The organism is Kineococcus sp. NPDC059986 (assembly GCF_040702905.1).
Classification (GTDB): Bacteria; Actinomycetota; Actinomycetes; order Actinomycetales; family Kineococcaceae; genus Kineococcus.
Map to the genome: position 1 here is coordinate 47419 of NZ_JBFBND010000008.1, position 12972 is coordinate 60390.

Here is a 12972-nt window from a genome sequence, read left to right on the forward strand (position 1 = left end):
ACCTCCGCGCGGTCGCATCGTTGGCCCCTCGCTTTCGATGAATGAAAGCGAGGGGCCAACGATCCGACAGCGCGGGGCCAGGGAACCGCCGAGGGGCACGGAGCCCGCAACTCAGGCGGAGAGGGTCTCCTTGAGCTCCGCGATCCGGGCCAACAGCCCGTTCACGAACTTCGGCGACTCGTCGGTCGACAGTTCCTGGGCGATCTCGACGGCCTCGCTCACGGCGACGTGGTCGGGGACGTCGGGGGCGTGCAGGATCTCCCAGGTGCCCAGACGCAGGAGGGCGCGGTCGACGGCCGGCATCCGGTCGAGAGTCCAGCCCATCGAGTACGTCGAGAGCACCTCGTCGATGCGCGCCTGCTGCGCCACGACCCCCTCGACGATGGTGACGGCGTACTCACCGACGGGCGGGTCGGCCCGCTGGATCTTGTCGCGCAGGACGTCGAGGGGGGCGAGACGGCGCTGGTCGGCCTCGAAGAGGACCTCCAGCGCGCGCTTGCGCGCCTTGCGGCGAGCGGCCATCAGTCGTTGACGCGGCCGAGGTAGTCGCCCGTGCGGGTGTCGACCTTGACCTTCGTGCCGGTCTCGAGGAACAGGGGGACCTGGATCTCGTAACCGGTCTCGACGGTGGCGGGCTTGGTGCCGCCGGTGGAGCGGTCGCCCTGCAGGCCGGGCTCGGTGTACGTGATCTCCAGGACGACGGAGGTCGGGAGCTCGACGTAGAGGGGGGTGCCCTCGTGCGTCGCGACGATCGCCTCGGTGCTCTCGAGCATGTAGTTGGCCGCGTCACCGACGGTCGCGGCACCGACGTGCAGCTGGTCGTAGGTGGCGGAGTCCATGAAGACGAAGTCCTCGCCGTCCTTGTACAGGTACTGCATGTCGCGCTTGTCGACCGTCGCGGTCTCGACCTTGCTGCCGGCGTTGAACGTGCGGTCGACGACCTTGCCGGACAGGACGTTCTTGAGCTTCGTCCGGACGAAGGCACCGCCCTTGCCGGGCTTCACGTGCTGGAACTCGACCACCGACCAGAGGTTGCCGTCGAGGTTCAGCACGGTGCCGTTCTTCAGGTCGTTCGTCGATGCCACGTCGTCTCTCAGTCCGTCTCTCGGTCTTCACTCCCGCTGCCCGGGGCCGGGCGCGGGTGGGCCTGGCACATCCTACCGAGGCCCGGGGACCGTCCCCGCGCACCGGCGTGCCGACCGGACGGGCAGGTCGTCACCGTCCGCGCACCTCGGAACGGGCCGCGTTGCGCCGGACGGTGGAGCCTGCGGCGCACACGGGTGGAGGGCCGTGGGAGCGCTCAGCGCGGGGCCCCGCGCACCCGATCCAACCTGGACACGCCCGACGACCAGGGAAGGGGGGCGCGCGTGACTCGGCACAGCACGCCGGACGCGTCCGAGCCGACCCCTCGGGGCCCCCGCCGCGCCGTCGTCGCCGCCGTGGGAGGTGTCACGGCGCTCGGCCTGGCCGTCGCCGTCGCCCTCCCCATCGTCATCGACGACCGCCGGTCGAGCGTCGCGCAGGACCTGCACACGGACCTGCAGCAGGTGGCGACCGCGCAGACCGCGTGGCGGGACGCCCACGGCAGCTACTCCACGTCGCTGCACGACCTGCGCGTGCCGACGGCCCGGACCGACGTCGCGATCGTCAGCGCCGGGCCCGACGCGTTCTGCGCCGGGGCGTACGACGACGACACCCGGACGACGCTCTTCTACTCCACCGGCACGTCCTTCAGCTCCCGCCCCTGCACCTGACGCGCCGCCCACGGCCGAACGGGTGAGGCCTGGGCCCCTCCACTGCAGGGGGTTCGACCCACGACCGATGCAGACGAGGAAGGAGGGCACCATGACCGCTGAGCCGCAGGACGTCGAGGCCCCCACGCAGGCCCCGCGACACCTGGAACGCCGCCGCTACAAGCGGACCGGCGGTGAGCAGCTCGACTACGTCCGCGAGGCCGTCCCGCACCACGTCGACGAGGTCGAGGCCGGGAAGCAAACGCCCGCGTCGACCCCTGCGCCTCCGCCCCAACTCGCGCCTCCGCCCTCGCTCGCGCCGTCGCCCCCGCTCGCGGCACCGCTCCCCGTGGCGCCCACCCGCCCGGCTGCTCCCCGCCCTCCGGCCCCCCGTCCGGAGACCCCGCCGCAGCCTGCGGCCAGCACGGACTCCTTCACCGGCGGGCGGTTCCGCGCCCCGATCTACAACCCGGGGGGCCGCACGGCCGCCGACTACGCCTCCAGCTCGCGCCGTTCCGGGTCGAGCCAGCAGGTCGTCACCCGCCGGCGCCGACGGTCCGGCGCCGGTCGGCTCGTGGCGCTGGGGGTGCTCGTCGCCCTCGGACTCGCCGGCTGGCAGGCCTACCCGACCGTGCACGCCAAGGCGGTCGACTGGGCCCACGAGCAGGTCACGGACGACCTGACCGACGTCGCGGCGGCGCAGACGCAGTACCACGGGCTCTACGGCCGCTACACGCAGGACCTGACGGCGCTGACGCTGGCCTCCGGCGTCGACGACGTGCAGGTCGTCAGCGCCGAGGCCGGCAGCTTCTGCCTGCGCGGTTCACCCGTCGTCGGCCCGCAGGTGTGGTTCACACCCGCCACGGGGCAGACCTCCACCCCCTGCGTGTGAGCGTCAGTCCGCGCTGACCTCCGCGTAGGCGGCCTGCAGCATCGCCGGGTCGGGCCCCTCCAGCCGGGAGGGGCGCCCGATCCCGTCGAGCACGACGAAGCGGAGCATCGCACCGCGCGACTTCTTGTCCCGCTTCATGGCGTCGAGCAGCTGCGGCCAGCGGTCGCCGCGGTAGGTCGTCGGCAGGCCGAGGGACTGCAGGACGCTGCGGTGCCGGTCGGCGTCCGCGTCGGACAACCGGCCGGCCATCCGCGCCAGCTCGGCCACGTAGACCAGGCCCACGCTGACGGCGGCCCCGTGCCGCCACTGGTAGCGCTCGACGAGTTCGACGGCGTGGGCGAACGTGTGCCCGTAGTTGAGGATCTCCCGCAGGTCCGACTCCTTGAGGTCCTCCCCCACGACCCGCGCCTTGACGCGCACGGCGCGCTCGACGAGTTCGGCCAGCACGGGCGAGTGCGGGTCGGTCGCGGCGGCGACGTCCTGCTCGACGAGCTCGAGGATGCGTTCGTCGGCGATGAAGCCGCACTTCACGACCTCGGCCAGACCCGCGCGCAGGTCGTGCGCCGGCAGGGTGTCGAGCGCGTCGAGGTCGCACAGGACGCCCGCCGGCGGGTGGAAGGAGCCGACGAGGTTCTTGCCCTCGGCCGTGTTGATGCCCGTCTTGCCCCCGACGGCGGCGTCGACCATCGCCAGCAGCGTCGTCGGCACCTGCACGACGCGCACACCGCGCAGCCACGTCGCGGCGACGAACCCCGCGAGATCGGTCACCGCTCCCCCGCCGACACCGACGACGGCGTCGCTGCGGGTGAAGTCGGACTGCCCCAGGACGGTCCAGCAGAACGCGGCGACCTCGGCCGACTTCGCCTCCTCCCCGTCGGGCACCTCGGCCAGGACGGCCTCCAGACCCTGCGCGACGAGGTCGTCGCGGACGGCCTCACCGGTCGAACGCAGCGCCCGCGGGTGCACGACGAGGACCTTGGCCACCTTCGGCCCGAGCAGACTGCGCAGTTCGCCGAGCAGTCCGCGGCCGATGACGACGTCGTAGGGCGCGTCCCCCTCGACGGTGATCCGGACGGTGTCGGTCGTGGTCATCTGTCCTCCGCGAGGTCGTCGAGCGCGCCGGTGAGCGCGTCGTCGGTGGCGGGAACTCCCGCCTCGGGGCGGCCGGGGGCGTGCAGCAGCACGAACCGGACGCCGTCCTTGAACTTCTTGTCCCGCAACCACAACGGCTGCAGGTCGGCCAGGTCGAACCGGTGCGCGGTGGGCAGGCCGAACGCCCGCAGCGCCGTGCGGTGCAGCTCGACCCCCGCGTCGTCGAGGAACCCGGTGCGCCGCGCCAGGTGGGCGGCCGCCATCAACCCCAGGGGCAGGGCGTCGCGGTCCACCCCCAGCTGCTCGAAGGCGTGCGAGAACGTGTGGCCGTAGTTCAGGTGCAACCGCCCGGCCGCCTCGCGCTCGTCCGCCGTGACGATCCGCGCCTTGGTGGCGACCGCCCGGCGCACCAGGGCCGCGACGGCCTCCACGTCCCCGGCCCGGACGGCGGGCGCCTGCGCCAGCAGCAGGTCGAGGTCCGCGGGGTCGGCGACGAGCGCCGTCTTCACGGCCTCGGCCACCCCGGCCCCGAACCGCGGGTCGCTCGCCGGGGTCACCCCGTCGGGGTCGCTGAGGACGGCGACCGGCTGGTGCACGGCGCCCAGCAGGTTCCGCGCCTGCGGCAGGTCGAGGGCGACCTTGCCACCCACCGAGGAGTCGACGAGCGCCTCGAGGGAGCGGGGCACGACGGCCCAGCGCGTCCCGCGGTTGTAGGTGGCGGCCAGGAACCCCGCGACGTCGACGACCGCCTCGTCCCCGACGGCGAGGACGAGGTCGTCGGGGTGCAGGGCGGCGTCCGCCGCGCGCAGGGCGAGCTCCTCGTAGGTGGCGAGCGTCTTGACGGGGCCGGCGGGCAGTTCCACGACGGTGACGGCACCGGACAGGCTGCGCCGCAGGGCCTCCAGTGCGGGGTCCCCCGACCGGACGACGACGAACGTCGACCGCGCGGGCGGCAGGTGCGCACCCGCCTCGGCCAGCAGACCCCGTCGGACCTGCACGCGGTAGGTGCCCCCGGGCGGCGCGACGAGGACCCCCTCCTGCCCCGTGACGCCGTCGAGGACCTCGAGCGCGATGACCTCCGCGCGGCGTCCGTCGGTGAGGACGTCGACGTCCGCGAGCGCCCGGAACACCTCCCGGCGGGCGGCGTGCAGGTCGGCGAGGTCCGGTCGGCGCAGCATCGGCCGGTAGGTGTCCCCCGCCGTGCGGCGCTTGGCCTGCTCGAACGAGACGTCGAGGTGGACGACGGTGTGCGCGGCCAGGACCTCCCGCGTCCCCGCGCGCCCGCACGCCCCGCCACCGAGGGAGACGACGGCCTCCGGCCCGGACAGGACGTCGGCGACGACGCCCTCCTCGACGTCGCGGAAGGCGCTCTCTCCGTCGTTCTCGAAGATCTGCGGGATCGTCCGCCGTTCCCGGTCCTCGACGACGAGGTCGGTGTCGACGAACGGGAGCCCGAGGCGGTCGGCGAGGAGGCGGCCGACGGTCGTCTTGCCCGCGCCCATGAAGCCGACGAGGACGATCACGGTCGGGCTCCTGGAGGACGGGTGCGGTGGGCCACCCGATCCTAGGGGCGGGGACGACGCAGGCCCGCACCCCCTCGTGGGGGTGCGGGCCTGCGTCACGTCACCGCGCGGTCAGCTGACCGCGCCGTCCCCGATGTAGACGTAGTTCGCCTCGGGGTCTGCGGGGGTCGCCGCCGCGTTGGGCGAGGTCGTCACGATCTTCAGACGGCTGATGCCGCGGACGTCCACCGAGAGGTTCACCGGCTGCCCCACCGTGACGGGTGCAGTCGCGAGCAGCTTCTCGTCCCCGAACACCTGGACGGTGGAGGACAGACCGCTCGTGTTCCCGTCCGCGACTCCCACCGTGGCCGTGAAGCGGCCGTACTTCCCGCCGAGGGTCCAGCTGGCGTAGTCGGAGTTCCGCGGGTCGGTGTCGAACGCCGTGGAGCGGGGGTAGAAGTGACCCCCGATGGTGGCGTGGTCGACGCGGTAGCGAGCGCTGCCCTCGACGTACGGCAGGTTCTCCAGGTATGTCTTGGGGGCGGTCCCGGCGGGCTGGCAGTTCGTGCGCTTCTGGGCTTCGCCGTTGATGCGGTCGAGGCCACCGTAGGACTCCAGGGCGGCCTCGTCCCCGGAGAAGCTGCGCTGCAGGCGCTCGATCTCCAGGTTGGTCCCCTCGGTGACGCAGGTGCGCCCGACGAGCAGGAGGGGTCCGCCGTTGCGCCCGGCCCGGGCGCCGGCGGCGAGGGCGTCGGCGAACGTGTCCCCCGACGCGACCACGATGTGGTCGGCGGAGCTGAAGAAGGTCGAACTCAGCCGCACCGCGGTGTCGTAGCGGTCGGCGCCGGCGACGCGGACCACGGGCCCGGCGGTGAACGAGCGCAACTGGTCGAGCACACCGTCGGAGACGCGACCGGCGCCACCCACGACCGTGATCGCCGCGGGCTTGAGGCGGGTGAGCTCCGCGGCCACCGAGGCGGGGATCGACGTGCCCGGGACGAGCAGCAGCGGCGACGTGGCCTCCGCCGCCGCCGCGCTACCAGCGAGGGCGTCCGGCCAGTCGGCGCCCGTCGCCACGACGACGTTCGGGGCACCGCTCTTCCCGGCGACCGGAGTGGCGAAGTAGCTGGCCGACACGGCAGCGGCGGTGTCGTAGCGGTCCGGCCCGCTGACCCGGGACAGGGCCGCCCGGGTGTTCTGCTGCAGCCAGGTCATGACGTCCGGACCCACGGCGTTCTCGCCGCCGACGACGACGATCTTGCGCGCGTAGATGAGCCGTTCCCGCACGGACTGCGGGATGACGTTCCGCTCGGTCAGGTAGACGTTGCCCGAGCTCTGCCCGGCGACCGCCCCGGCCGCGAGACCGTCGGGGAACGCCTCCCCCGACACGAGGTAGGCGGTGTGCGTGGGATCGCCGTCCGCGAAGGCGGACGTCATGTAGCGGTCCACACCGTAGGTGGCGGTGAAGCTGATGGGCGATGCTCCGGCCGAGGTCGCCACCGCGCCGCCGACCAGGCCGGCGAGGGCGATCACGGCCGCTGCGCGCATCACGGCGGCGCGGGGCTTGCGAATCATGGTGAACTCCGGGGGGGCGTGGGGAGGGGACGAGTGTCAGTAGGTGACGCCGACGTCTTCGCCGCCGCCGGGGACGGTGAAGTACTTCGTTCCGGCGTTGCTGAAGACCGCCACGTCGTCACGGCCGATCTCCGCCAGCCCCGTACCCGAGATGGTCAGCGGGGTTCCGGGCACGGCCGCGCCTTCCTTGACCCAGACGGGCTGGTCCCGGTTGACCTGGACGAGGTAGGACTTGTCGCGCTGCGCCAGCAGTCGCACGGTCCCCGTCACCTTGCCCATGACGGCGTCCGGCAGGGCCGTCTCGTCGGCGACGAGCCACCCGAAGCGCTCCTGGCCCTTCGCCGCGTCGGCGGCCTGGCTCGAGGGCACGAAGACGGCCTTCCACACGAACGCGTCCGTGGCGGTGCACCCGTCCGTGGTGCGCTTGATGGCCTCGGCCGCTTCGACCGTCGTGGCGGCACGGACCGCCGCCTCGCACGACGTCTTCTCGACGTCCGTCATGGGACGTCGGGAGTTGGTCCCGTGGGGTTGGTACACCGTCGAGGTCGACGGGATGAGTGCCCCCGCGGCGAGCGAGATCGAGACGGGCTGGAGGCTCTCGGAGTCCAACGTGAACACCGCGGCACCGGCCGCGCTGCCCTCGGGGATCTGCTCGAACCGCACCTGGCCCCGCTGCCACGGGGCGGCCGTCGAGGGACCGGGCTTGGGGGTGACGACGGGTTTGGCCGGCGGGGGCGGAGTGGTATTCGACGACGCGCCGCCCGGTGCGGTGGAGACCCGGGTGCCGGTGGACGGCGTGGAGGAGCCCGACGTCCCCGGCGCAGCGCCTCCGGAACCGCCGTTTGTCCCGGGACCGCTCGCCGAACCCCCGGTGGTGGCCACGGTGCTCAACGGCTGGACCCCGTTGTTGGCGAAGGGGTCGATGGACGCGAGGGGCACGGGAGGTACGTCCGCGACGGACACCGACGCACCCTGGGACGCGGCCGGCGACCCGGGCAGCGCCTGCGCGCTGGCACCGGACGGCATGCTGGACAACCAGAGCAGACCCGCGGTTCCCGCCGCGAGCACGGCCACGGCGGCTGCGCCGCCGATGAGGGACTTCACGACCCGGGGGTCGGCGGGTTCCCGGACGGCCGCCGCGGGGGCGGAGTCGACGGGAGCCTCGTCCGCGGGCCCGCCCGCGTTCGGGGAGGTGGAGTAGTTCACGATGTCCTCCCTCAGGACGTGGCGGTCGGGGTGGCGGTGGGCTGGGCGGTGGCGGCGGCCGTCGGTGCGGTCCCGGCCGTGGCGCTGGGCGCCGAGGCACCGGAGGTCGTGCCGGTGAGGCGTGCCGCGTCGTCGGCGAAGACGAAGACCTTGCCCTCGATGGTCGCCAGCACACTGCCGGCGTCGGCCTGCGACAGCTTCACGGAGTCGATGAGGAAGAACCGCGTCGAGTCGGACTGCAGCTGCTTGACGTACAGCTCGGTGGACGCGAAGGAGGCCGTCGTCGACAGGGTGACCGGAACCTGGACGACCGCGGGGGCCTTCGACGCGGCGGCGGGTGCGGCGGCGACTGCACCGTCGGATCCCCAGAGGGTCGGCGCTCCGGACGTGAACTCGGTGAGGGTCGTACCGGCCGACGTCGCCGAGGCCTGCAGCTGGCGCAGCAGTGCCGGCAGCTGGCTGTCGTCCGGCATGGTGGCCCGGATCTCGGCCAACCGCGCTCGCCGGGTGTCGAGGTTGGCGAACTGCGCCTTGAGGGTCTGGTTCTGGAGGGCGAGGGTGGCGTTCTGCGCCTTCACCGCGTTCCGCTGGGTCATCGCGTCGGCGGCGGACGCGCGCTGCGGCCCGAGAACGAGCAGCCAACCCGCCGCGAGGACGAGAAGGGCGATCGCCGCGGCCCCGGCCACCCAGACGGTGGTCTTCTGCCTGGTCATCTTCAAGCTCCGAGTCGTCGGCGGGTCACTGCTTGTTCAGCAGCGCGTCGGGGGTGATGGTGGCGGTGGTCGTGTAGTCGACCACGCCCGTGTCCGGCGCGAACGTCGACGTGCTGAGCAGGGGGTGCGCCAGGCCCTGGACGCGGGTCAGCCCCTCGAGCACCGAGGCGACGTCGTTCTGGCTCCGGGTCGCGCCGGTGATGGTGAGGGTCCCGATGCCGGGAACCCCGAGCGGATCGGTCGGAGCGGTCGTCCCGACCCCGGTCGCACCGGTCGCCGCGGGGTCGAGCGCCAGCGCGAGGCTCTGGAAGGAGTTGTTCGCCGGCCCGCTCGTGGCGATGGCGTCGAGCATCCCGGCCCAGCTCACGTTGGGGGCGTTGACGGCGGCCTGGGCCTTCTCGGCCGCCACCACCTGCGCCTCGACCTTGGGCACCTCCGCGTACTGGCGCTGCTCGGTCTGCAGTTGGACGGTGCGCGCCTGCTCGCTCGCGAGGGCGTCCTGGGCCGTCGACACGTGACCTGCGCCGATGACGTACCCGAGGCCGACCAGGGCCACCGTCACGAGGACACCGGCTCCGAGACCCATCTGCAGCTGGCGCAGCTTGCGGGCGTCGTCCAGACCCGGGGGCAGGAGGTTGACGCGGGCGACGGTGGTGTGTGTCGTCAGGTCCTGCAGCGTGTTCATGCTCATGAGATGACTCCGAGGGCGAGACCGACGGGGACAGCCGCCAAGGGCTGGACGAGTTCCAGCTGCTGCTCGTCGAGACCCGTGCGGCCCACGTGCAGCGGCGAGATCGGGTTCGCGAACACCACCGGCAAACGGACGGCGGAACTGAGCCGGTCCGTGAGGCCCCGCACGAGCGATCCCCCACCCGAGACGACGAGGCGCTCGGGTCGGAACTGCGGGTTCGAGGCCGCGTAGTAGTCGATGGACGAGCGGATTTCGTCGACGAAGACCTCGAGCATGAGGTCGACGGCGGACCCGGCCAGACGCAGTTCCTCGTCCGTGACCTCGGTGTCGGTGCCGCGCTTGACAGCCTCCGCCAGCGCCGTGGGAACTCCCAGGCGTTCGGCGATGGCGTCCGTGATGTCCTGCCCACCCGTGAGCAGGACGCGGACGAAGCGGGGAACTCCGCCGGAGTGCACCACCAGGTTCGAGATGCGCGACCCGATGTCGATGAGCGCCTCGGTGGCGACCTCACCGGCGGGGCGCCCCACGGAACGCAGGACCGCGAACGACGTGAGGTCGACGGAGGTGACGCGCATCCCCGCGGCCTGGACGGCCTCGATGTTCGACATGACCATGTCCCGGGACGCAGCGACGAGCAGACCGCGCAGACCGCGCGTTCCCCCGTCGTTGAGCTCCTCGGTGACGTGGAAGTCCAGGACGCTGTCCTCCACCGGCATCGGCAGGAAGTCCTGCACCTGCAGGGGGAGCGACTGCTTGAGCTCCGCCGCAGGCATCCAGGGCAGGTCGATCTGCCGGACCACGACCCGCTGGTTGGCGACACCCAGGGCGACCTTCTTGCCCCGGAAGCCGCTGCCGCGCCACAGGGCCTTGATGGCGTCGGCCACGGCCGCGCGGTCGACGACCTCGCCGTCGCGGACCGCACCTTCGGGGAGGGCGACCTGCCCGAACTTCTCGAGCGTGACGCCGGTCTTGTCGTAGGACAGCTCGGCGGCGCGAACGCCCGACGTCCCGATGTCGAGGCCGATGGCGGTACGTCCGGGCACGTCGCCTCCTTCTGGTCTGTCCGGCGTCCGCCGGATGGTGGTGTGGTCGACTTGCGTCGAAGTCCCTGGTGTGTGGATCGGACCCTCGGTGATCCGCCTTGAGCCGTTGGAGAGCGGGTCCTGGGGCTGTCACTCAGACAGCCGCAGAGAGCCCGACCACTCCGAGGTACCACTGGGCCACCGGGGTGGCGACGGCGAGCGCCAGGAGCGCCGCCGCGAGCATGAACGGGCCGAACGGGATCCTCGTCTTGCGGCCGGCGCGGCCGACGAGGAGGAACGGCAGGGTGACCACACCGCCCAGGACGAAGGCGGCGAACGCCCCGACGACCAGGGCGTCCCAGCCCCACCACCCCAGGTACAGGCCGAGGACACCGGCGAGCTTCACGTCGCCCAGCCCCATCCCCGTGGGGTAGAGGAAGGCCAGGACCCGGTACAGCAGGTAGAGGGCCGCACCGCCGACGGCCGCCCTGAGGAGGCGCGACCAGTCGCCGTCGCCGGCGCTCGCGACGGCGAGCAGCACCACCGCGACGGGGTAGGACGGCAGCACGATGGCGTCGGGGAGGCGGTGGACGTCGAGGTCGATGAGGCTCAGGGCCACGGAGATGGCCGCGAGGTAGAGGTAGGCCGGCAGGGCCCACGTCGGCCCCACGACCCAGGTGACCGCAGCGAAGAGCAGACCGGTCGCCGCTTCGACGGCGGGGTAGCGCCAGGAGATGGGGGCCGAGCAGTCGCGACACCGGGCCCGCAGGACGACCCACGAGAGCACGGGGACGTTGTCGTGCCACCGGATCGGGTGCCCGCAGCGGGGACACGCCGATGCGGGCCGCACGACGGATTCCCGCCGGGGGACCCGGTGGGCGACGACGTTCAGGAACGACCCGATGAGCAGCCCCACCACGCCGGACAGGACGCTGACGAACGGTCCCCAGGGGACCGTGTCGAGGCCCGTCACGGCGTCGTGGTGTCGTAGGTCGACTCACGGATGCCCGTCACGGCCGCCACCCGCTTCTCCGGGGGCGCGTTCCACTTCTGCGAGGAACCGCCGTTGCAGGTCTGCATGACGATGGTCGTGAAGGGCTCCTCGTTCCCCTGCCCGGCCATGTAGTTCGGGCCGATCCCGATGCAGCGGCCGTAGGTGTCCTTGAAGGTGTAGCTCTTCGCGTAGTCCGGGTCGTCGTACGTGCGGACGAACTTCTGGTTCGCCGCGCCGGTGCACGAAGCGAAGGTCACGAAGGCCGGGGAGGCCGTGGCGGCCGGTGCCTGCAGGCAGTAGGTGGCTCCCGGACGGACCGTGATCGTCTGGGGAGTCGACATCTCCTCCGTGTAGTACCACTTGTGGTTCCAGTTCAGCAGGGAACCACCGCTGGGGTCCTGCTTGCAGGTGTAGGTGATCATCTGCGGCTCGTTGACGTTGCCGTGGGTGACGTCCATGCACCGGCCGAACTGGAGGTAGTTGACGATCTGGTTCGTCTCGTATCTCGCGGCCCCGGCGCCCACGGCCGGCTCCGGGTTGAAGCCGCCGAGGTCGCTGTTCCCCTGGCAGTCCCAGGTCTTCAAGGGAGCGTTCGGCAGCGAGCTGGTGCTGCCCAGTCCCGAACCGAAGCAGTAGGAGCCGTAGTTCGTGTTCGCGGAGTTCTGGCCCCGGAACTGCGCGCCCCCCTCGTAGCTCCACTTCTGGTTGGTGTTGCTGCCGACGCACTGCTGCAGCGTGATCGGAGTGCCCTTCGAGGCCTGGTTGCCGGTGAGGCAGAGCGAGGTCGTGGGATCGGTCGTGATGGACGTGGACAGCTTGATCGCGTAGTCCTTGTCGTAGATCCACATCTGCAGCGGGTTGCGGTTGCTGGTCGGGCAGTTGGCGTTGGCGACGTAGCGCACGCCGGCGCCGGCGGTCGCGCTGGCCGCCTGCAGGCAGTAGGCACCGGAGTACGAACTCATGAGCCCGCCCGGGATGTTCCCGTTGTTGAGCTGGAACGTGTAGATCGACTGCAGCGTGCGGTTGCCGGAGGTCGCCGACCGGCCGGGGGCGCTGGCCGCGATCCCCTGCGACGTGATGATGGCGTTCGAGGGGACGACGGCCGTCGCGAGCGGCACCGTCGACGGGCACGGGACCTCGCGGGTCCGGCGCTCCGCGGCGCTCATCCCCGTCGGATCGGTGTTGTAGTAGGTGACCGTGACCTCGTAGCGGACGCCGCGGGACAGCCCGCCGCCGGCGTCCACCGAACCGGTCAGCGTGCACGGCAGCTTGGACTTGTCCCCCCACACGAGCCCGGTGGCCGCGGTGTAGCGGGCGCTGCGCAACTGCGAGAGCGCGGAGTCCATGCCGGCCTGCGCCGCCGCGAGCGTGGTGGTCCGCTTCTGCAGCTGCTGCGTCGGAGCCACCTGGCTCACGACCACCCCCAGGAGCAGCAGCCCCAGGGCTCCCGTGACGAGGATGGTCATGATGACCAGCAGCATCGCGATGCCCTCGTCGGAGGAGGGATTGCGACGGCCGGACGGAAGGGCACGGGCCACGAGCTTGATCATCG

The 12972-nt window shown here is 72.2% G+C and carries 13 protein-coding genes; 2 read left to right on the forward strand and 11 right to left on the reverse strand.

Features of this window, described 5'->3' with window-relative positions; genetic code table 11:
• Positions 1-111: 111 nt before the first annotated feature.
• Positions 112-522 (reverse strand): transcription antitermination factor NusB, encoded by a 411-nt coding sequence (nusB, locus tag AB0637_RS08205; protein WP_366171184.1) that lies wholly within the window; start codon positions 520-522, stop codon positions 112-114.
• A complete protein-coding gene (efp, locus tag AB0637_RS08210) occupies positions 522-1085 on the reverse strand; it encodes an elongation factor P (RefSeq protein WP_366171186.1) in 564 nt (187 codons plus the stop codon). Before efp ends, nusB begins: the two co-directional genes overlap by 1 nt.
• A gap of 282 nt (positions 1086-1367) precedes the next feature.
• Here efp and AB0637_RS08215 point away from each other — a divergent pair, with 282 nt between their 5' ends.
• Complete coding sequence (locus AB0637_RS08215; RefSeq protein ID WP_366171188.1) at positions 1368-1754, forward strand: hypothetical protein; 387 nt, start codon at positions 1368-1370, stop codon at positions 1752-1754.
• 91 nt (positions 1755-1845) lie between these two features.
• Positions 1846-2625, forward strand: coding sequence for a hypothetical protein (locus AB0637_RS08220; protein ID WP_366171190.1), 780 nt, complete (start codon positions 1846-1848; stop codon positions 2623-2625).
• A gap of 3 nt (positions 2626-2628) precedes the next feature.
• Here AB0637_RS08220 and aroB read toward each other — a convergent pair whose 3' ends face one another.
• From aroB to AB0637_RS08265, 9 genes are all read right to left on the reverse strand, one after another.
• Positions 2629-3717 carry a 3-dehydroquinate synthase gene (gene aroB / locus AB0637_RS08225; RefSeq protein ID WP_366171192.1) on the reverse strand — a complete coding sequence of 363 codons (1089 nt, stop codon included), beginning with the start codon at positions 3715-3717 and terminating at the stop codon, positions 2629-2631.
• The gene (locus AB0637_RS08230; protein ID WP_366171194.1) at positions 3714-5240 is read right to left on the reverse strand and encodes a bifunctional shikimate kinase/3-dehydroquinate synthase; all 1527 of its coding nucleotides are present in this window, start codon (positions 5238-5240) and stop codon (positions 3714-3716) included. Before AB0637_RS08230 ends, aroB begins: the two co-directional genes overlap by 4 nt.
• A gap of 111 nt (positions 5241-5351) precedes the next feature.
• Positions 5352-6794 carry a cell wall-binding repeat-containing protein gene (locus AB0637_RS08235; RefSeq protein ID WP_366171196.1) on the reverse strand — a complete coding sequence of 481 codons (1443 nt, stop codon included), beginning with the start codon at positions 6792-6794 and terminating at the stop codon, positions 5352-5354.
• A gap of 36 nt (positions 6795-6830) precedes the next feature.
• Positions 6831-8000, reverse strand: coding sequence for a hypothetical protein (locus AB0637_RS08240; protein WP_366171198.1), 1170 nt, complete (start codon positions 7998-8000; stop codon positions 6831-6833).
• Positions 8001-8011: 11 nt separating this feature from the next.
• Positions 8012-8713: a hypothetical protein gene (locus tag AB0637_RS08245; protein ID WP_366171200.1), complete on the reverse strand. Its 702-nt coding sequence runs from the start codon at positions 8711-8713 to the stop codon at positions 8012-8014.
• A gap of 25 nt (positions 8714-8738) precedes the next feature.
• The gene (locus AB0637_RS08250) at positions 8739-9404 is read right to left on the reverse strand and encodes a hypothetical protein (RefSeq protein WP_366171202.1); all 666 of its coding nucleotides are present in this window, start codon (positions 9402-9404) and stop codon (positions 8739-8741) included.
• Positions 9401-10447: a type IV pilus assembly protein PilM gene (pilM, locus tag AB0637_RS08255; RefSeq protein WP_366171204.1), complete on the reverse strand. Its 1047-nt coding sequence runs from the start codon at positions 10445-10447 to the stop codon at positions 9401-9403. The genes AB0637_RS08250 and pilM overlap by 4 nt, the downstream gene beginning before the upstream one ends.
• A 133-nt stretch (positions 10448-10580) precedes the next feature.
• Entirely contained in the window at positions 10581-11399 is an 819-nt protein-coding gene (locus tag AB0637_RS08260) for a prepilin peptidase (RefSeq protein ID WP_366171206.1), read from the reverse strand.
• The gene (locus AB0637_RS08265) at positions 11396-12970 is read right to left on the reverse strand and encodes an RICIN domain-containing protein (protein WP_366171208.1); all 1575 of its coding nucleotides are present in this window, start codon (positions 12968-12970) and stop codon (positions 11396-11398) included. Before AB0637_RS08265 ends, AB0637_RS08260 begins: the two co-directional genes overlap by 4 nt.
• Positions 12971-12972: the final 2 nt, after the last annotated feature.